Below are 20,605 nucleotides of genomic sequence, written 5' to 3'. Positions count from 1 at the left end.
CCTTCCGTCGCGGCCGGTCCCCTGCTCTCAACCTCGTTCAGCCGTGTGGGACGAGTCGCCGTTCAACAACCGCCTCAGGCGAGTCGCCTCTCGCCGGAGTGACCGGACAGATAGCCCGCAGGGTCATCGATGACGGGCCGCAACATCGAGATCGCCGCACCTGAGACCGCCGGCAGACTGTCCACTGCCGCCTCGACCTGATAGTCGTCGCTGTCACCGGCGACCGCCCGGGCACTGAGCGCCGCCACCAGGGCTGGCCGCAGCGCCGAGGCGACCTGTCCGAGCCTCCCCGCCATGATGATCGTGGAGGCGTCGACCAGATTGACCGCGCCGGACAACACCGTGCCCAGCGCTGTCCCAGCTGTGCTGAGCGCCTCCAGTGCAGAGTCCTGTCCGTCAGCTGCCCGCTCGTGAGCATTCTGTCCGTCAGCATTCTGTCCGTCAGCAGTCTGTCCATTACCGGCCTGACCGTCAGCCGCCCGCTCGGCGAGGTCAGCCAGATCCGTCCCCGGTGGCAGACCGGCGCGTTCCAGGAGAGCTCGCGGTCCGGCATACATCTCCAGGCAGCCGCTCGCGCCGCAGGCACAGGTGGGTCCGTCGGTGCGGTAGGGCACGTGGCCGATCGCGCCGGCGAAGCCGTGGGCGTCACTGCGCACCACCCCGTCGGTCACCAGCGCCGCGCCGAGGCCGACGTCACCATAGAGGCAGATGAAGTCCCGGTGGGGCCCGACGACGCCCGGGCGGGGTTCGAGCACGGAGCGTGCCGCGTAGTGAGCCTCGCTCCCCACATCCCAGGGCACGTCCAGACCCAACTCGCCGGCCAGGACCGCCAGATCAAGCTCCTGCCAGGCGAGGTGCGGTGCATGCAGCAGGCGGTGCGCGTCCGTGTCGACCATGCCCGGCAGCGCCAGGGCCGCGCCGACCAGGTGCAGGCCCTTCGGCGCTTCGTCGAGGACTGCTCCCACTCCCTGCCGCAGCACCACGAGGGACTCCTCGGGCTCACATTGCGGGGGGTGCTCTCCCTCCCACTCGGCGACCACCGCACCGCTGAGATCGACCAGTCGGACCGCCACGCGAGCCGAGTTGATCTGCACCCCGAGCGCGCCGACCGTCCCGCGGGCCGCCTCCAGCGGCACCCCGGGTCGTCCGGGGCCGGAAAGCTGTGGAATGCCCTCGTGCACCAGTCGGCCGGCGATCAACTCATCGACCAACCGGGATGCTGTCGAGCGGGTCATCCCGGTCCTGCTGGCCACCCCTGCCCGCGACAGTGGCTCTGTGGCGCTGAGGATTTCGCGCAGGACGACCCTGAGGTTCGTCGCGCGCAGAGTCGCCTGCGTCGCGGTGCTAAGACCCCCCGACAGGGCCGAAAAGCCTTCCATCCATGACACCCTACTCGCGGGTCACGAGTCTGGCCTGGGAGTGACCAGGACGTTGTCCGTCCGCGGCGCCCCCCGGCAGTGCCCCGTCACCACGCATTCGGTATGCCGCGGGGTGGCCTCCGCACGCCAAGCCGCCTCCGTGACGCCACCCTTGTGGCGCAGGAATGGTGGCAGTGCTAGTCGCAGAAGTCGTGCCGGACCTCGCTTGCAAGGACAGGAGCTCGCCGTGGCTGGAGGTCGGAGGCCAGAGACCGTGGGCCAGAGATCGTGGGCCAGAGATCGGGGGTCAGAGATCGGAGGTCGATGGAGGTCCTACTCGGTCGAGAAGTGCTCCTCCCGTCCGAAGGAGGTCGTGATGTCGATTTCGTTGCCCTCGGGGTCGGCGACGGTCCACCAGATGGGGGCCTGGTCACGCACGACGGTGCCACCGGCAGCACGCACTGCCTCAAGTCGGGCGGCGACCTGGTCGTGGGCCAGGAACAGGTCGACGTGAATCCGGTTGCGCTGGGCGCGTCGGGCCTCGTCCGTGGCATCGAGGCCCTGGAGGAAGAACGGCACGTTGAGCTGGCGCGGGTCCACGATGTCGGTGACGCCGTCGCGGGGGTCCTGCTCATAGCCAAGGGCCACGCGCCAGAACTCTCGGACCGCAGGGATGTCGACGGCATCGATGCCGACCTGGACGAAGCGGGGCGCGCTGACGTCTGCGGTCAGGCCCATCCCCCGCGCTGCCTCCTGCACGCGGGCCGCGAGCGCCTCATATCCCTCGGTCATCTCCCAGCGGTCCTTGCCGCTGTCCACGATGACCAGCGGTTGGCCGGTCCCCGTAATGCGCACGTCAATACTCAGCGGTAGGTCGGCCTCGTCGGCGAGCGCAGCGACCGCCTGGACGAGTTGGCCCGCCTGGTCCGGCGAGGTGACCGGATAACAGGCGATCGCCGAGAACACGAGGCGCCAGTCCTCGGTGTCCGGGCCCTGCCACCGGTCGCTGCCGTCCTGCAGGGGCAGCACGTCGACCTCATTGCCCTCCACGTCGGCGACCGTCGCGTAGTAACCGTGATCGTTGACCGTCCCCCTGCTGTCGCGCAGTGCTTCCACGGTGGCCACCGCAATCTCCTGGGACATCACGGAGTCCAGGTGGATCCGGTTGCGCAGCGGCCGCGGGGCATCCTGATCCTGGAACCAGATCGGGGGGTGGCGGTGCAGCGGGTCGAGCAGATCCTCCTCACCGACCGGGTCATAGCCCAGCGCGGCCTGCCAGAAGGGCAGGACGGCCGCCTGATCTATGGTGTCCATCGCCAGCTGGACGTCCTGGAGGACGGTCGGCTCGGCCACCAGACTCAGTTCCTGCGCCGCCGCCGAGATCATCCGCGCCACGTCGACGTGGGCTGACATCAGCCCGTCGTCGCTGGGGCCGAGCGGCAGACGCACCTGCACACCCTGACCTCGGACACTGATCTCGAGTGGCACTCCCTGGACTGGGGCGCTCACCTCGGGCGCCGGGCTGGCAGTGCCCTGTCCTCCTGCTGACGACGCAACACGTTGAGCACGGGCCGCAAACTCGGCACCTGCGGTGTGCGAGTCCGCCCCGAACCAGGCGCCCGCGCCCAGACCCAGCACTCTCCAGTCCCCCGTGCCTTCGGCCTCCTGGAACTGCTTGGCCGTCAGACGCTGGGCTGCGCTCGTGGTGTCGGTCATTCTGCGATCGTCGCACCCGTTGCGGACGATCCGCATCCGCATGGAGGACCAATTCGGATCAGAATGGCGGGGGCTCATCTTCGGTCTGCGACCACGGCGTCTGTGGTGCGCTGCTCGGACCCCGGCCCCCCTCGGTGCTCTTCTCAGAGCTGCCGCCGGTGTCACCATCAACGGCGTCGCTGCCTGTGCCCCGGCCGGCTTCGCTCTCTCCGCCCCCGTCCACGTCCCCGTCCTCGGAGCGGGTGGCACGGTGGCGGTCCATCTCGGCCTGCCGGACGTCGGGGTGGGGACGGTTGCTCCGGCGCCCGTCCCCTGCGACGTGAGCCAGACTCACCAGGTCCCAGCCAAAGTAGTCGTCGTCAGACTCGTCGGCCTCCAGGATGTCCCCGTCGTCGCGATAGGACATCGCCTGGTAGATGGCTGCATTGATGGTTTCCTCGCGGTCAGCACCGCTGTTGATCGCCTCATGGATCTCGGTCGTGGCCGCCGTCAGGAGCTTGGTGTACTGCCGGAAGTCGTGGGCCTTGGTGCGATAGATCCGCCCGAGCATCGTGGTCCACGTGACGTCGCGGTTGGACTCCAGGACCGCGTCCCAGGCCTTCTTGGTCTTCTGATCGTGGTGGGGATCGCACACTGGTTGCCCGTTGGCCTCGCATGTGTGGCCACCTGGCGTGCCGTGCTCCTGCACGTGATCCATCTGTGCCAGCCGCGCTGGTTTGAGACACCCGGGCGCTCGACAGAAGACATCCGAGGCAATGATCTGTGCCCGCATCGCCGCGTCGAATGGGTAGGCCTTGATCGAACGCTCCACGCATCTCCCGCTCGCTGGGTCGGTCAGCAACCGGTAGAGCGTCGAGCCGGGCATCAGCGCCAGCAATCGGACCTCGTCGGGCCTCAGGAACGTGGGGTGCCGCCCGATAACCGCACCGACACCGCCCTGCACCGTTCTGCCGCCGGTCGCGGAGGCGTCGCTGGAAGCGGACACGCCGTTCGCCGGGGAGGCATCGCTCGCCGGGGAGGCACCGCTCGCCGCGGAGGCACCGGCAGAAGGTGGGCAGGGTTCACCTGTCGGACAGAGCTCACCCGTCGACACTGACGCGGAGGCCCTCTGCCTACTCGTGGCACCGCACGTGCACAGACAGGTGCAGGAGCCAGCGGCTCCCCTCGCATCCGAGTTCTGCAAAGAGTCTGAGCTCCGGAAGGAGTCTGAGTTCAGGAAGGAGGCGGGGATCGGCTCACCGGACTCTGTCGTGGGGGTCGCCCCCTGGCCGACAGTGGCGGCAGCACCCCCGAGGTCGACTCCGAGCAAGGTCTCGAGGGACACGATGACGTTGAGCTCCGCGGCCGGCAGTCCCTCCAGGACCTTCTTGAGCTGCAGGGACTGCTCGACCGTGATCAGGTTGGGGTCGTCAGGCAGGGAGTCCATGTCCAGGGTGCCGTGGAGCAACAGGGCCGTCACAATCGCAGTGCGCAGCTCCCGCAGAGTCTCGGGAGCACCAGCCTTGCGGGCAGAGCGAGCAGCCCGCTCGACACGGTCAGCGATCGCCGCGGCCTGCAGCGGTGAGCAGCCCAGCGTCACCACCGCCGTGCCGATCTCGTCCAGAACGGCGCGCACATCCTTGTTGGCCTTTGCCCGGTCTCGTGCCTCCTGCTTCGCCTGCTCGTCGCGGGAGTTGACCTTGGCTACCTCGCGCTCCAGCGCCCGGTTGAACTTGCTGCCATGCCAGGGACCACCGAGCCACGAGTCTGAGGAGTCCAGGCGTTCGGTCACCGAGGTCTCGGGATCGTTGCCGAAGAGTCCGTTGGCGATCGCGGCCGCGTCTTCGTGGGCCAGCCCGCGGGACTCGCGGTAACACCGACGGACATAACGCCAGGACGACTCGCCGCTCATCATCGAGCTGAGCATGGGCCCAGCGACCGCGACCGGCGTGTTGGCTGCGGCGACCAGGTCAGTGACCTCGCCCGGGACCCAACCGATGGCGGCCTCAATCTCCTTGCGCGTCTGGGACTTGGCACTCTTGCGCAGCGCCTCGCGCTGACTGTTGTTTAGGTCATCGGTGGACTCTGCGCCCTTCTCACGCAGGAGGAGGGCTGCTCGCGAGGCAGTCAGTTGGCGGGTCGCCGAGAACAACACCCCGTCGAGCTTGTTGGAGACCTTGTTGACCGACTCCACGACGCCGAGCAGAGCCTTGGAGCGCGCCAGGTCGCTCGGATCCTGACGCCGCTCCGTCGTCGGCGGCAGCGCGTCAGCCGGGAACTCTGCTCCGCTCGGCACACCCTCTGTCTTGGCGCCCGTCGCCCAGTCACGCTGCTGCACGGTCGCGCAGGCCAGGACGACGTCGACCAGTGAGTCAGCAAGGTCCCCGACGCCCATCCGCTGCATGGCGGTCCGCAGTGCAGCCTTGGCCCGGTCCGCGAAGATCGATGAGGACGGCTCGAAAACCAGCTCCCCCATCGGCCAGTACTTCGCCACCCGCAGATGAGCCTGCTCCGGGTCACGCATGCGGCGGACAGCCTTGGGAGGCAGCCTCGTGTCGAGGTGCATCTCCAACACACTTGTCGTCACGTCGCGCCTCCTCCCGGGCTCCCCATCTACCACAAGATTAGCACATTTGTTCGATTAACGGAAGGTCTGTCCACACCCGCGTGCCGCGACGCCTCACCACCAGACGCAGACAGCACGCCCAGGCCGATGGCCATGGTGGCCGCGTAGCACCACTACGTCTGCTGCGTCGCCGTCGCGCTCACCCGACAGTCAACACACCAGTAGCAGTAGAGGATCCCCTCCGTGAACGCCCCCCAGCCAGGGCCCTCCACAAACGGGGTCGCACCATCAAACTGCGCCAGCAGCGGCATGGTGAGCCCACAGCCGGGGCACTCCGGGTGGCGGGCACCCTGGATCCAGGTGCCCTCCCCACCAAGACGATTCAGATTTTGCATGTCGTTGGCCTGCGCCCAGTCCTGGAACTGCCACCGGGCCGGCGTGCGGTGCACAGCCACCTTCATCACCGGCAGCGCGGAGGGCAAGGGATGCGTCGGCATACTGCTCCAGGGATCACCACTCCCCGCCTCCACCCGAGGCGCCCGCGCCAGCGAGCGCGGCGGCCCAGCATCCCGGTGCTCAAAGAACTGCTCACCCCACAGGCAGTCGAACCGCCCGCAGGTCACCAGCAGCGACGGCAGCTCCACCTCACCCAGTGCAGGCAGTGCGCTGAGTTCGAGCAGCACGTGCAGCGGCCCCCCGCACGTCGCACACTCCCCCGGCGCCTCCCCGCCGATCGCCGCGGTGCCCACCGGCTCGCCCCGTGGCGCCCAGGTGGGGGTGCGGGTCGGGAGGGACACGGCATACAACGCCCGTGCCGTGACCGCCTCCTCGGGCAGGACCAGGTGGTGGGCGGGCAGCAGGACCAGCGAGCGCTCACCGGCGCGGGACTCGCTGCCCAGCTCGAAGTAGGGATCAGCCGCACGCATCGCCTCCGCGTGCTCGCGCATCAGCTCCGGGACCTGCAGCCCCAGCAGGATGCCCAGGTCGGAGGCGAGCTCGGCGGGCAGCCGCGCGATCACCGCCTCGACCAGCTGTGGCAGATCCTCGTCCGGCACGAGGTCAAGTGCGGCGACAGTGATCGAGACCCACAGCTCCGTGCCGTCGCGCAGTGCGTCGAGCAGCACGTCCAGCGCCCGACGCGGGTCCTCGACCAGACGCAACCACGACGCCTGGCCCCAATCGCGCTCGACCATGCGCGCTCCCTCCAGCTGACCCCCCGTCACGGCACGGAGAGTTGCAGGACAGTGTGCACCAGAGCAGGGACTTTTGGGAGCGTTCTTGGCGACTTTCTTTTCGTATGCCGTGGGGCCGGCCATCCGCCCGTGACCAGGCACTGTGTGGGCCAACCCCGAGCGTGGACCCAGCCGGGCAGACAAGGGGCTGGACCGACGGGCACGGCGCTGACAAGATCTGCCCTCAAGGAGGCGCGATGACTGACTGGATCGTGCGGCGGTGGCCTCGTTATGGGCACGAGCGGCACTATGCCGAGACGGCCGGTGGCACACCGCTGGGCTCCCGGCCCGACGACTCCAGAGACACCACCAGCGTTCCTCGATACGTCGGCAGAGCCTTCTTCACCGGGCCATTGGACGAGGGTTCGGGCGTGCTGCTCATCTCGATCCGCCCTGAGTTTCAGCCTGCCCGCGTCGTCCTCACCATGAGCACGCAGTATCGGACGCCACCGTTGCCAGCGCCGCCTTGGTGCCATGGGCGAGCACCGGCGTCAGGCCACGTCCTCCGGCGGCAGCAACCTCACAACCCCACCGAACCGGCCGGTGACCCCGTCCCGCCGGTGGGAGAACAGGTCCTCGTCCTCCCTGGTGCAGCCGGGCAGCCAGGTCACCGAGACACCCGCGGCCTGCAACTGGTCCACCACCCCAGCGGCGACATCGATCGCCGGCGTGCCGGTGCTGGAGACGGAGTATGCCGCCGGGCTGGCCTCCGCAGCCGCCTCCCGTAAGTCGGCCGGGACCTCATAGCATCGAGGACAGACCGATGGGCCAACGACCGCTTCCAGATTCTTCGCCCCGCGTTCTCGGAGGGCACTCACTGCGGTGTCTACGACTCCGGTGGTGAAGCCGACCCTGCCTGCGTGCACAGCGGCCACCAGCCCCTCCGTGCGGTCGAGGAGGAGGACCGGCGTGCAGTCGGCGACGAGGACGACGAGAGCCACGTCGGGGTCGTCGGTGATCACGATGTCGGCGTCGCGCCCGTTGCCGTCTCTCTGGCGGTCCACGGTGGCGATGTCGCACCCGTGCACCTGCCGCATGAAGCGCAGGTCCGCAACGTCCAGGTCAAACGCCTCGGCAACTCGAGAACGGTTGCGGGACACGGCCTCCAGATCGTCACCGACGTGGGCGCCTAGGTTCAGCCTGGAATACGACTCGAGGCTGACGCCTCCCGCTCGATCGGTGATCGCCCAGTCCACGCCATACCGCGGGCCGACTCCTGGCTCCCGCTCACGCCACCTGAACACGCCCGCAGCCTACCGAGACACCGACGTATCCCTCTCCCAAGATCCGCGTGTGGCGTCGACGGGAGGTCCTTGGAGGGATTGTACGCACAGGCGAAGGCCCACAACCGGGCGGTCGTGGGCCTTCGCATGTCGTGCACTAACTCTTGCCGGCGCTCTACGCAAGCTTCATCAGGTTTCGTGTCACTTGAGGAAGTCGGGCACGTCCAGGTCGTCGGAGTCGTCGAACGTCACCGGACGCGGCTGACGGGGCGGCTGCTGCGGCTGACCCTGCGGACGCGGCTGTCCCTGTGCCGGAGCGGAACTGGGCTGACCCTGGGGCGCCTGCGCGGGGCGCTGCTGCGGCTGTCCCTGAGGCTGGCCCCCACCGGGAGCACCCTGCTGCGGCGGACGCGCCGGCTGCCCCTGAGGTGCCTGCGCGGGACGCTGTTGCTGCTGTCCACCCTGCTGCTGCGGCTGAGCCTGCTGGGCCGGCGGACGGTTGGTCCCGCCAGCCTGCACCTGGCCGAGAGCTCGCTCGTCAGAGCGCTGCATCGGCGCTCCTCCATCGAAGCCAGCGGCGATGACCGTGACCCGGACCTCGTCTCCGAGGGAGTCGTCGATGACCGCACCGAAGATGATGTTGGCCTCGGGGTGAGCTGCCTCCTGCACCAAGCGGGCGGCTTCGTTGATCTCAAACAGACCAAGGTCGGAACCACCCTGGATCGAGAGCAGGACACCGTGCGCGCCCTCGATGGAGGCCTCCAGCAGCGGCGAGGAGATTGCGAGCTCGGCGGCCTGGACGGCGCGGTCCTCGCCGCGGGCTGAGCCGATGCCCATGAGGGCCGAGCCAGCGCCCTGCATGACCGACTTGACGTCGGCGAAGTCGAGGTTGATCAGACCCGGTGTGGTGATCAGGTCAGTGATTCCCTGGACACCGGAGAGCAGCACCTGGTCGGCGGAGCGGAAGGCATCCAGCATCGAGACCTGGCGGTCGGAGATCGACAGCAGCCGGTCGTTGGGGATGACGATCAGGGTGTCGACCTCCTCACGGAGGCTGCCGATGCCGGTCTCGGCCTGGTTGGCCCGGCGACGACCCTCGAAGGTGAACGGACGGGTGACCACACCGATGGTCAGCGCGCCGAGGCTCTTGGCGATCTTGGCCACGACCGGTGCGCCACCGGTGCCGGTGCCGCCGCCCTCGCCTGCCGTCACGAAGACCATGTCGGCGCCGCGCAGGGCCTCTTCGATCTCCTCCATGTGGTCCTCGGCGGCGCGACGGCCCACCTCCGGATCCGCACCTGCGCCGAGACCGCGGGTCAGCTCACGACCCACGTCGAGCTTGACGTCGGCATCGCTCATCAGGAGCGCCTGGGCGTCGGTGTTGATGGCGATGAACTCAACGCCCTTGAGACCGACATCGATCATCCGGTTGATGGCGTTGACGCCACCGCCGCCGATGCCCACGACCTTGATGACGGCCAGGTAGTTTTGCGCAGAGGACACAGGTGGACCCTTCCTAAATTGCCCTGCAGGGGGTTGTTACTTCTGTGCGAGCATACGTCCTCACCCCGCACACGCCCAGCCCGTTACACCTCAAGTTGAGGTCAAACGATCTCAGGGTTCCCTCATTCGGTCGGTTCGGCAGTCTGCAGACCGGTCACAACAGGCGTGGACGGTGTGCTCAGGTCGATCACGAGAGGCTCTTCGCCCGCCTCCACAACGTCCTCGTCGTCTTCTGTGCCACTCTCCAGGCCGGTGTCAAAGCCGGGGTCCAGGCCGTCCTGCGCCAGCAGTCCCTCGAGCACGCGCCCCTTGAGCTCGGCGTTGGCGCCGTCGCCCCAGATGACCTCGATGGCGCCCACGGTGAACGTGATCTGGCCACCGTCGCGCAGGCGGAGCCCCTCGGCGTGGTCGGCCACCGTGGCCGGCAGCGCGGCGGGCACGGCCTGCAGCGCCCGGAGGTCCTCGGGGTCCACGTCGCCCTTGGGGCCTCGCGCCACGGGCACCTCCGCGGGGGCCTCGGCGACCGTGTCATAGATGACGCCCTCGGCGTCGACGAGGTACAGGCCCTGCACGCCGCTCTGGTTGAGGACCAGCGCCGGCTCCCGCAACCTCAGGTCGAGGGTGATGGTCGAGGGCCACGAGCGGCCCACGTCGACTGAGGCGATGCGCAGATCCTCGAGCACCTGGCTCTCCAGGTGCTCGGTGCTGACTCGTGCCATCGGTCGACCCGTGTGCTGTGCGGCCAGGTCGTGGGCGCCGTCGGCGATCTCCCCGTTGGCACCGGTGACGGTGACGTCCTCGACGGCAAAGACCGTGGAGAAGCCGAACAGATAGATCACTCCGCCCACCAGTGCGGCGATGAGCGCCAGCACGCCGGCCAGACGCCAGGGACGGCGGCGCACCTCGGCGGCTCGCTGCCGTAGTTTGGGATGGGCCGTGCCCGAGCGTCGGGAGCCGAAGCGGAAGCGGGACGTCTTGGTGCTCGCGGCTTTCTGCTCGGTCGCCCGGGTGGACTTCTTGGGAGCGGTCTTCACGGTCTCCTTCATGTCAACCTCTCCTCGAGGTCGCGGTCTGCGCCGGTGACTGCAGCGAGGCGGGCCAGCAGCGGAGCGCCCAGCTCGGTGATGTCGCCAGCCCCGACGAGCAGCAGCAGGTCCCCCGGCCTGGCCAGGTCTGCCACGTGGGCCACCACCTGATCCCGGTCGGCGACATAGTGCACCTCGGGACCTCGGACGAGGTCGGCGATGGTGGCACCGCTGATGCCCTCCAGCGGGTCCTCCCGGGCGGCATAGACGTCCATCAGCACCACGACGTCGGCGGCCGAGAGCCCCTCGGCGAAGTCGCGGGCAAAGTCGCGGGTGCGGGTGAACAGGTGTGGCTGAAAGACCACGACCAACCTGCGTGCGGGCGCAGCGGGGACGTCCGTGACAGCGGCAGCGATGCCGGTGGGAGCGGTCGAGTCGGTGGCGCCCGCGTCGTCGCCCGCGTCGTCGCCCGCGTCGTCGCTCGCGTCGACGAGCCCGCGCCCGGCGCGGACCACGGCAGCGACCTTGTCGGGGTTGTGGGCATAGTCGTCGACGATCCGGACGCCGCCGGCCTCACCGACCAGCTCGAACCGGCGATGGGTCCCCGGATAGACCGCCAGGCCGGCCAGGACGGCGTCCAGGCCCTGCCCCAGTCCGGCCGTCGCCGCCACCAGTGCGGCCGCGGCGTTGGCCAGGTTGTGCGCCCCCGGCATGGGCACGGTGAGGGTGCGGGTCGTGCCGGCCGAGACGTCGCCGACGTCCCGCTGCCAGGTGAGCTGCGCGGTCGCGGTCATCGCGTCCGGCGCCAGGTCGCCCAGGCGCACGTCGGCGGCCTCGGACGTCCCGAAGGTCACCACCGCTCCCCCGGCAGCCCGGTGCCTGTCCGCCAGTGCCACCGCCCCCGGATCGTCGGCGGCCGCCACCAGCAGCCCGCCCGGGCGGATGGTGGCGGCGAAGGTGGCGAAGGTGGCCTCGATCGTGGCCAGGTCGCCATAGAAGTCGAGATGGTCGGCCTTGATGTTGGTCACCACGGCCACCTGCGGGCGATAGGTCAGGAACGACCCGTCGCTCTCGTCCGCCTCGATGACGAACGGTCCGCTGCCCGGTGCCGCGTTGGTGCCCCGCCCGCTGGGGGTGGTCAGCTCCGAGCCCAGGACGTAGGCCGGATCCGCCCCACTGTGCTGCAGTGCGGTCGTCAGCATGCCACTGGTCGTCGTCTTGCCGTTGGCCCCAGCCACGGCCACAGCCGAGCGGCCCGGCAGCAGCGCGGCGATGCCCTGAGCCCGGTGCAGCACCCGCAGGCCGCGCTCCCGGGCGGCAGCCAGCTCCGGGTTGGTCTCCCGGATCGCCGAGGAGATCACCACGGTCTGCACGTCGGCGCCGAGGTTGTCAGCGCGCTGACCCACGAAGACCGTCGCCCCCTCGGCCTCCAGGGCCCGCAGCGTGGCGCTGTCGCGGGCGTCGGAGCCGGACACGCTCACCCCGGCGGCCAGGAAGAGCCGGGCGACGCCCGACATGCCGGCGCCCCCGATCGCGATGAAGTGGACGGCTCCGAGCTGGTGCACCGGTGGCACCGGGGCGGTGAAGTCGAAGCGGTCGTTGACCCCGGCCGTCATGCCGTGGGGCTCCCCGTCGGCGCGCCCCCGGCGGCGCCTGCGTCATGGCCAGCGGCCGCGAGCACCATCGTGGCCAGCACCTCGGCCGCGTCCCGGTTGCCCATCACCGCGGCCTCATCGGCCATCAGGGCGAGCCGGTCCCGGTCGGCCAGCAGCGGCAGCACGCTCTCGCGCACCCACTGTGGGGTGACATCGCCGTCGTCGACGAGGATCCCGCCGCCCGCAGCCACCACATCCTGGGCGTTGAGGCGCTGCTCCCCGTTGCCGATCGGCAGCGGCACATAGATCGCCGGCACCCCGACGGCCGTCAGTTCACAGACCGTGCCGGCCCCGGCGCGGCCCACGGCCAGTTCGGCCACGGCATACGCCAGGTCCATCCGGTCGGTGTAGTCGCGGGCGACATAGGGGCACTGCTCGTCCGGCTCGACGTGCACGGGCTTGCCGGCACCGGTCAGGTGCAGCACCTGCACCCCGGCGGCCCGCAGGTCCGGCGCCGCGGCCGGGAAGCTGTCGTTGAGCCGCTGCGCCCCGAGCGAGCCGCCAAAGACCAGCAGGGTGGTGCGGTCCCCGCGCAGCCCGAAGTGCTCCAGGGCCTCGCCGCGCAGCGCACCCCGGTCCAGGTCGGTGATCTCCGCGCGCATCGGCAGCCCGATCACCTCCGCACCCCGCAGCGGGGTGCTGGCAAAGGTGGTCGCCACGTGCTCGGTGAACCGCGCACCGAGTCGGTTGGCCAGGCCGGGGCGGGCGTTGCCCTCGTGGATCACCAGGGGGGTCTTGGTGCGCCGTGCGGCGAGGTATGCCGGGGTGGCCACGTAGCCGCCGAAGCCCACCACCACATCGGCACCGACCTCGCGGAGCACGTCGGTTGCGGTGGTGATCGCCGCGCGCATCGAGCCGGGGAACTTCAGCGCAGCCGCGTTGGGGCGGCGCGGGAAGGGCACCTTGGGCAGGAACCTGAGGTCATAGCCGCGCTCGGGCACCAGGCGAGCCTCCAGGCCCTCCTCCGTGCCGAGCACCGTGATCCGCACGTCCGGCACCAGCGCCCGCAGGACGTCGGCGGTGGCCAGCAACGGGTTGACGTGGCCTGCCGAGCCACCACCGGCGAGCACCACGGACAGCGATGCTGGTCCGGTCGCGGTGGGTGGGTGCTGTGCGGACTCGGAGAGAGGGTCGGTCGAGTTGTTCATGAGGAGCAGCTCCGATCAGCGTCGCCGGAGCCGGGGAGCCGGCACCACTGCCAGGGTACGCCGCAGCATCGAGGGCTTGGCTGCCAACGACTCCGAGCAGCCCGGCAGGGAGCGGGCCAGCGACAGCAGGATGCCCACGCCGATCAGGGCCGCCACCAGGGCCGAGCCACCGGAGGAGACCAGCGGCAGCGGCACACCGATGATCGGCAGCATGCCGATGACCGAGCCGATGTTGAGCATCGCCTGGGCGACGAGCCAGACCATGATGCCGCAGGCCGCGATGCGCACGAAGTAGTCGGTGCTGGTCACCACGATGCGGTAGCAGGCGTAGGCGATGACCACGAACAGCGCCATCACGGTCAGGGTGCCGGGCAGGCCGAGCTCCTCGCCGATGATCGCCAGGATGAAGTCGTTGTGCGGCTCGGGCAGCAGGCCCCACTTCTCGCGGCTGCCGCCCAGGCCCAGGCCCCACCAGCCACCGTCGGCCAGCGCATACTCCGCGTGCACCTTCTGGAAGCAGCCCTTGACGTCGGGGTTGACGCAGATGTCACCGATCCAAGCCTGGATGCGCTCCATCCGGTTGGCGCTGCCCGCGGCCAGATAGGCCGCGCCGACTCCGGCCAGAGCCGCGACGCCGACGAACCAGCGGGCCTGCACGCCGGCACCAAAGAGCATGCCGCCGGTGATGGCGACCAGGATCAGCACCGTGCCCAGGTCGTTGCCGAGCAGGACGAGGGCGATCAGGGTGCCCGCGGCGGGGATCACGAACGGGATCAGCACGTGGCTGATCCGGCCGAGCACCTTGCGCTTCTTGGCCAGGATGGTGGCGCCGAAGACGACCAGTGCGACCTTGCCGAACTCCGACGGCTGCACGGACATGCCGGCGATGGCGATCCAGTTGCGGTTGCCCTGGAAGGGCACGCCGAGCGGGGTGAAGACCAGGGACTGCAGGCCGATCGCGGCGAGCATGCCCCAGGGGGCGAGCCACTTCCAGACGCGCACCGGGATGCGGCTGGCGATCAGCAGGAGCACGACGCCGGCCCCGGCAAACATGGCCTGCTGGAGGAAGACCTTGTAGGAGCTGCCGTCCTGCTGGAAGGAGCTGACGCTGCTGGCCGACAGGACCATGACCAGGCCGATCGCGACCAGCAGCCCGGTCGCACCGAGGATCAGATAGTAGGGCGCCACGGGTGAGCGCAGCCGCGCGCCGAACTCGGCGAGCGCCGATTCCTGCCCCTGCTCCTCCCGGCGGATGGGCCAGGTGGTCATGACCGGTCCCCGGTCGACCTCCGCTGCACCGCTTCGGTGAAGGCGTCACCCCGGGCCCCGTAGTTGACGAACATGTCCAGGGAGGCGGCCGCCGGCGCCAGCAGCACCACGTCACCCGGCGCGGCCATGGTCACGGCAGCCTCAAGCGCCTCATCCATCACAGCAGTCACATCTGTAGTGTCTCCGCTGGGCACCTCCACGACGGGGACGTCGGGCGCGTGTCGGGCCAGCGCGGCCGCGATCAGCGCCCGGTCCTGGCCCAACAGCACGGCACCGCGCAGCCGCCCGGCCGCCCCGGCCACGAGGGCATCGACGTCGGCACCCTTGAGCTGACCACCGGCGATCCACACGATGTGCGCATAGGCGCTCAGCGAGGCCGCGGCGGCGTGTGGGTTGGTCGCCTTCGAGTCGTTGACGAAGCGCACCCCGTCCACCGGCTCCAGCTCGGTGATCCGGTGCTCGGCGGGACGAAACTCGCGCAGCCCGCGCTGGACGGCGGCCGAGGTCACGCCATAGGCCCGGGCCAGGGCGGCCGCGGCGAGGGCGTCGGCGACCAGGTGTGGCGGCGGGGCCAGGCTCTCGTCCCCACCGGTCAGGTCGCGCAGGGTGGCCAGCTCGGCCGCCGAGCTCGTGCGCTCGGCGACGAAGGCCCGGTCGGCCAGCACGTCATCGACCACACCGAGCATCGACAGGTTGGGGGTGCCCAGGGTAAACCCGATCGCCCGGCAGCCCTCGATGACGTCGGCCTCCTCGACCATCGCCTCGGTCGCCGGGTCCTCCACGTTGTAGACGCAGGCCACCTGGGTGTGCTCATAGATCTTGGCCTTGGCCGCGGCATAGGCCCCCTCGCCGCCGTGCCAGTCCAGGTGGTCCGGTGCCACGTTGAGCACGCAGGAGGCCATCGCCGAGATCGACTCCGACCAGTGCAGCTGAAAGCTGGACAGCTCCACGGCCAGCACGTCATAGGGCTCAGGGTCGAGCAGTGCCTCGATGATCGGGGTGCCGACATTGCCGACGGCCAGGGCGCGCAGCCCGTCGGCGCGCAGGATCGCCTCCAGCATCTGCACGGTGGTGGTCTTGCCGTTGGTGCCGGTCACCGTCAGCCACGGGGCGGCGCCGGTGGCCGGTCGCATCCGCCAGGCCAGCTCCACCTCCCCCCAGATCGGTATGCCGTCCCGCCCGGCCTCGGTCAGCACCGGGTGGTCGGGGCGCCAGCCGGGCGAGGTGACGACCAGGTCAACTGGCCCGTCGGCATACGTCGGAAGGTCGGTGACGTGCTCGGGGCCAAGGCGCACGTCGGCGTCCAGGATGTCCAGGATGCGGGCCCGCTCCGACTGCTCGGTGGTGCCATTGCCGGCGTCGACTACGATGACCCGGGCCCCGCGCTCGAGCAGCGCGTCGGCCGCGGCGAAACCGCTGATGCCCAGGCCGGTCACCACGACCCGCAGCCCGGACCAGTCGGCGTCCCGGTGGGTGAGGGAGGCGAGCCGGCCCCCGCCTGCGTCGCTCTGACTCGTCACAGCGAGACCACCCACTCTGCATAGAAGATGCCCAGGCCGGCGGCCACGCACAGGCCCTGGATGATCCAGAAGCGGACCACGATGGTCACCTCGTGCCACCCCAGCAGCTCGAAGTGGTGATGCAGCGGCGCCATCCGGAAGACGCGTTTGCCGGTCATCTTGAACGAGGCCACCTGGATGATCACCGACATCGTGACGATCACAAACAGCCCGCCGAGGAAGATCATCAGCAGCTGGGTGTGGGTGGTGATCGCCAGGCCGGCGAGGGCGCCGCCCAGGGCCAGCGAGCCGGTGTCGCCCATGAAGATCTTGGCCGGCGAGGCGTTCCACCACAGGAAGCCGAAGCAGGCGCCGGCGATGCAGGCGGCGACGACGGCCAGATCGTGGGCGTCGCGCACGTCATAACAGTTCGGACCCGGGATGACCTGACAGTTCTGGTTGAACTGCCAGATGCCGATCAGGACATAGCCGCCGAAGGCCATCACCGAGGCACCGGTGGCCAACCCGTCGAGCCCGTCGACCAGGTTCACCCCGTTGGAGGCCCCGGCGATCATGATGTTGGCCCAGATGACGAACGCGATCAGGGCGCCGACCGTGCCGAAGACCGCGAAGTCCAGGGGCAGGTCGCGCACGAAGCTGACGGCGGTGCTGGCCGGGGTGCGGAAGGCGTCGCCGGGGAACTGCAGGGCCATCACCGCGAAGGCGACGGCGACCACCGTCTGCCCGATGAGCTTCTCGTGGGAGCGCAACCCCAGGCTGCGCTCCTTGGAGATCTTGGTGAAGTCGTCGGCGAAGCCGACCAGGCCCATCCCGGTCATCAGGAAGAGCACGAGCAGTCCGCTGATGCTCATCGTGTTGCCGCCGAAGTCCATCAGCCCGGCCGCCGAGATCAGCTGCAGCAGCAGGTGCGCCCCGAAGTAGCCAATCAGCGCTGCACCGATGATCACCGCACCACCCATCGTGGGCGTGCCACGCTTGGTGTGGTGGCTGGTCGGGCCGTCGTCGCGGATGAACTGGCCATACTGCCGGCGCACCAGGAACCTGATGAACAGCGGCGTGCCGACCAGGGCCACGATCATGGCGATGCCGGCGGCCAGGACGAGGGTGACCATCAGGCAGGGTCCTCCCCGACCAGCGCGTCGCCGAGGAAGCGCAGCCCGGAGTCGCGGCTGGACTTCAGCAGGGCGATGTCGCCGGACTCGAGGATGGACTCGAGCAGCTCGCGGGCCTCGTCGGTGTCGGCGCAGGTGTGCGTATGCCGGCCACCCGCCGCCTCGAAGCCGGTCGCCACCGCGGCGGCATCCGGTCCGATGGCCACGACCCGGTCGATGCCCAGGCTGGCCGCGAGCTCACCGACGGCACGGTGCTCACGCTCGGAGTCCTCCCCCAGCTCGCGCATCGCCCCGATGACGGCGACGGTCCGACCGGCTCCGCGCATCACCGCCAGGGAGCGCAGGGCGGCCCGCATCGAGTCCGGATTGGCGTTGTAGGCGTCGTTGACGATCGTCACGCCGTCGGCCCGCTCGTGGACCTCCATCCGCCACCGGCTGACCGCACCGGCCTCGCCCAGGGCGGCGGCGATTTCCTCGACGGACAGGCCCAGCTCGTGGGCGACCGCGGCGACGGCCAGGGCGTTGCCGACGTGGTGCGGGCCGTGCAGTCGCAGCGCGACGGGCACCGGCCGCTCCCCCGGGACCACCAGGGTGAAGCTGGCCTGTCCGCGCACGTTGATCTCGACGTCGTCGGCGCGCACGTCGGCGTCCGGGCTCAGCCCGACGGTCTGGACGCGCGCGGAGCTCTGCTCGGCCATCGCCACGACCACCGGGTCGTCGGCGTTGAGGACGGCCAGGCCGTCGGCGGGCAGCGCCCGGATCAGCTCGGCCTTGGTGTGGGCGATCGCCTCGCGGCTGCCGAACTCACCCAGGTGGGCGGTGCCGACGTTGAGGACCACGCCGATGCGCGGCGGGGCCACCGCGGTGAGGAACTCGATGTGACCGACGCCGGAGGCGCCCATCTCAGCAACCAGATACTGCGTGCTCTCGGTCAGCCGGCACACGGTCAGCGGCACCCCGACCTCGGAGTTGTAGGACGCGATCGGGGCGATCGTCTCCCCCAGGTGGGCGATGACCTGCGCGGCGAGGTCCTTGGTGGAGGTCTTGCCCGAGGAGCCGGTGATGCCCACGATCTGCAGTCCCCCGGCGGCCGTGCAGCGGTCGACGACCTCGCGGCCCAGTGCCGCGAAGCCGTCGGTGGTGTCGGTGACCACGACGCACGGCAGCCCGTCCACGACCCGTTCGGTGAGCGCGGCGACGGCACCGTTGGCGGCAGCCGCCGCGACGTAGGCGTGACCGTCGGCGTGCTCACCGCGGCGTGCGACATACAGGCTCCCGGCCTGCGCCTCGCGAGAGTCGGTCACGACGGTGGCGGTGATGCGGGTGTCGGCGGCCTGCGGTGGGTGCACCTGCCCGTGCGTTGCCTCGGCGATCTCGCCGAGTGACAACTCGATCACTGAGGCGTCCCTTCGTCTCGGATAGCAATGTCGCCCAGTGTGGCACCAGGACCGACATCCCTGGGTGCCGGAGCGTCGGGATCATAGTCCAGCTTGACGTCCGGGGACTCGGTCGTGCTGGGCTGCACGCCCCGTGAGGTCAGGCCGTAGCGCATGATCTCGGAGAAGACGGGGCCGGCCAACTCGCCGCCCCACTTGCCCTGCGTCGGTCGCTGCATGACGACGGCGACCACGAGCTCGGGGTCGTCCGCCGGCGCGAAGCCGATGAATCCTGAGGTCACCCCGGAGTAGCGGCCCTTGTCCTGGTCATAGCGGTCCGCGGTGGAGGTCTTGCCCGCCACCCGGTAACCCTCGACGGCGGCCTTGCGGGCAGTGCCCTCCTCGCTGGGGACGTACTCCATGATCGAGGTCAGCTCGGCGGCAGTCTCCTCGGAGATCACCCGGTCGCTGTCGGCGGAGCCCTCCGCGACATAGCGTCCGCCCTCCTCGGTGGTGCCCTTGATGATCTTGGGGTCGCAGTGCACGCCGCCGCTGGCGACGGTCTGGAAGACGCCGATCTGCTGGATCATCGTGCTGGCCAGGCCCTGCCCGAAGTACATCGTGTACTTGCTGGTCACGCTCCAGTCCTCGACCTTGGGGACCGAGCCGGCGGACTGGCCGGGGAAGCCCAACGTCGCGGCGTTGCCCATGCCGAAGTCGCGCATGTACTGGTAGAAGACCTCGTCCGGGAGGTGCTCGGCATACATGATCGTGCCCATGTTGGAGGAGGTGGCGAGGATCCCGGCGAAGGTGAGGTAGGGGGTGTCCGGGTCGTGGGAGTCCTTGAAGCGGGTGCCGCCGCGGGGCAGCCGGTCGGGGACCACGAACGGGGTCTCGACGTCGACGATCTCCTCCTCCAGCGCCGCGGCAGCGGTGATCACCTTGGACGTCGAGCCCGGCTCGTAGACATCCTCGAAGAGCGGGTTGCGCAGGCTCTCGGAGGTCTGCTGCGCCTCCGCGGGGTCGAAGGCTGGGTAGGTCGCGGCGGCGAGGATCTCGCAGGTGTTGGCGTCCAGGACCATGGCCGATCCGGACAGCGAGCCGTTGCGGCGCACCTCGGTGGCGACCGCGTTGTAGGCCACGAACTGCAGATCGCTGTCGATCGTGAGGTGGACGTCCTCGCCCGGCACGGCCGGGACCTCGCTGCTGGTGCCGGTGGTGATGATCTCGCCGCGGCCCCCGAGCTCGTAGGTCATGGTGCCGGGCTTGCCGTTGAGCCGCTCGTCAAACATCAGCTCGATGCCGTTGGCGGGCAGCCCGCTGGAGCCCACCCAGCCGACCAGCGGGGCCAGGGAGGAGCCGAGGGGGTAGGTGCGCTTGTTGAACGGCTCGGAGTAGATGCCGGGGATGCCCAGCGCCTGGACCTTCTGCCAGGTCAGCGGCGAGACGTCCTTGACCAGCGGGGTCCAGCGGGCACCGTGCTTGTCCGTCAGGATCTGCTCGAGCTCCTCGGCGCTGGCGCCGGTGACCTCGGCGATCTCCTCGGCGGCCCCCGCATAGCCGACCTCGGTGCGCTCGCCGTCGATGCGCTTGGTGTACGTCACCACGGCGGTGGGGTCGGCGACGATGTCGCGCCGCTCGACCGACTCGGCCAGCGCCACGCCCTTGGCGTCATAGATGGTGCCGCGGGAGGCGGGGATGGTGACCTCGTGCAGGCGCCGGTCGATCGCGGCGGCCGAGACGCTCTCGGCCTCCAGTCCCTGCAGCTTGACCAGCTGGGCGGCGAAGAGGCTGAAGACGACCAGGATGCCGAACAGCATGATGCGCATCCGGCGCTGCGGGTGCACCACGCCTCGGGTGCCTCGGGGGGTCAGGGGTCGACGGTCGTTGGGTCGACGGTCGTTGGGTCGGCGAGTGGCCATG

The 20,605-nt window shown here is 69.9% G+C and carries 14 protein-coding genes; all 14 read right to left on the bottom strand.

Annotated elements, in window-relative coordinates:
* Positions 1-74: 74 nt before the first annotated feature.
* The 14 genes from FNH13_RS08135 to FNH13_RS08070 all read right to left on the bottom strand — a co-directional run bounded on the left by FNH13_RS08135 (position 75) and on the right by FNH13_RS08070 (position 20,604).
* Positions 75-1,379, bottom strand: coding sequence for an ROK family transcriptional regulator (locus FNH13_RS08135; RefSeq protein ID WP_143782991.1), 1,305 nt, complete (start codon positions 1,377-1,379; stop codon positions 75-77).
* 312 nt (positions 1,380-1,691) lie between these two features.
* Positions 1,692-3,074, bottom strand: a complete 1,383-nt coding sequence (locus FNH13_RS08130; protein ID WP_165700062.1) for a VOC family protein — start codon at positions 3,072-3,074, stop codon at positions 1,692-1,694.
* 58 nt (positions 3,075-3,132) lie between these two features.
* Positions 3,133-5,640 (bottom strand): HNH endonuclease signature motif containing protein, encoded by a 2,508-nt coding sequence (locus FNH13_RS08125; RefSeq protein ID WP_143782990.1) that lies wholly within the window; start codon positions 5,638-5,640, stop codon positions 3,133-3,135.
* A gap of 152 nt (positions 5,641-5,792) precedes the next feature.
* Complete coding sequence (locus FNH13_RS08120; RefSeq protein ID WP_143782989.1) at positions 5,793-6,812, bottom strand: hypothetical protein; 1,020 nt, start codon at positions 6,810-6,812, stop codon at positions 5,793-5,795.
* 530 nt (positions 6,813-7,342) lie between these two features.
* Entirely contained in the window at positions 7,343-8,095 is a 753-nt protein-coding gene (pgeF, locus tag FNH13_RS08115; RefSeq protein ID WP_143782988.1) for a peptidoglycan editing factor PgeF, read from the bottom strand.
* A gap of 180 nt (positions 8,096-8,275) precedes the next feature.
* Complete coding sequence (gene ftsZ / locus FNH13_RS08110) at positions 8,276-9,577, bottom strand: cell division protein FtsZ (protein WP_143782987.1); 1,302 nt, start codon at positions 9,575-9,577, stop codon at positions 8,276-8,278.
* Positions 9,578-9,699: 122 nt separating this feature from the next.
* Complete coding sequence (locus FNH13_RS08105; protein ID WP_143782986.1) at positions 9,700-10,623, bottom strand: cell division protein FtsQ/DivIB; 924 nt, start codon at positions 10,621-10,623, stop codon at positions 9,700-9,702.
* Complete coding sequence (locus FNH13_RS08100; protein WP_143782985.1) at positions 10,620-12,218, bottom strand: UDP-N-acetylmuramate--L-alanine ligase; 1,599 nt, start codon at positions 12,216-12,218, stop codon at positions 10,620-10,622. The genes FNH13_RS08105 and FNH13_RS08100 overlap by 4 nt, the downstream gene beginning before the upstream one ends.
* Positions 12,215-13,405, bottom strand: a complete 1,191-nt coding sequence (gene murG, locus FNH13_RS08095) for an undecaprenyldiphospho-muramoylpentapeptide beta-N-acetylglucosaminyltransferase (protein ID WP_143782984.1) — start codon at positions 13,403-13,405, stop codon at positions 12,215-12,217. The genes FNH13_RS08100 and murG overlap by 4 nt, the downstream gene beginning before the upstream one ends.
* A 15-nt stretch (positions 13,406-13,420) precedes the next feature.
* Positions 13,421-14,674 carry a putative lipid II flippase FtsW gene (ftsW, locus tag FNH13_RS08090; RefSeq protein ID WP_143782983.1) on the bottom strand — a complete coding sequence of 418 codons (1,254 nt, stop codon included), beginning with the start codon at positions 14,672-14,674 and terminating at the stop codon, positions 13,421-13,423.
* A complete protein-coding gene (gene murD, locus FNH13_RS08085) occupies positions 14,671-16,194 on the bottom strand; it encodes a UDP-N-acetylmuramoyl-L-alanine--D-glutamate ligase (protein WP_228266652.1) in 1,524 nt (507 codons plus the stop codon). Before murD ends, ftsW begins: the two co-directional genes overlap by 4 nt.
* Positions 16,191-17,306, bottom strand: coding sequence for a phospho-N-acetylmuramoyl-pentapeptide-transferase (mraY, locus tag FNH13_RS08080; RefSeq protein ID WP_143782981.1), 1,116 nt, complete (start codon positions 17,304-17,306; stop codon positions 16,191-16,193). Before mraY ends, murD begins: the two co-directional genes overlap by 4 nt.
* On the bottom strand, positions 17,306-18,703 hold the full coding sequence (locus tag FNH13_RS08075; RefSeq protein ID WP_143782980.1) for a UDP-N-acetylmuramoyl-tripeptide--D-alanyl-D-alanine ligase: 1,398 nt from the start codon (positions 18,701-18,703) through the stop codon (positions 17,306-17,308). The genes mraY and FNH13_RS08075 overlap by 1 nt, the downstream gene beginning before the upstream one ends.
* A complete protein-coding gene (locus tag FNH13_RS08070) occupies positions 18,700-20,604 on the bottom strand; it encodes a peptidoglycan D,D-transpeptidase FtsI family protein (RefSeq protein ID WP_143782979.1) in 1,905 nt (634 codons plus the stop codon). The genes FNH13_RS08075 and FNH13_RS08070 overlap by 4 nt, the downstream gene beginning before the upstream one ends.
* Between the last annotated feature and the right edge of the window lies 1 nt (position 20,605).

The sequence above is a fragment of the Ornithinimicrobium ciconiae genome (assembly GCF_007197575.1).
Taxonomy (GTDB): Bacteria; Actinomycetota; Actinomycetes; order Actinomycetales; family Dermatophilaceae; genus Ornithinicoccus; species Ornithinicoccus ciconiae.
Note: the sequence above shows the minus strand (reverse complement) of the source record. Positions and strands in the feature narration are given on the sequence as shown.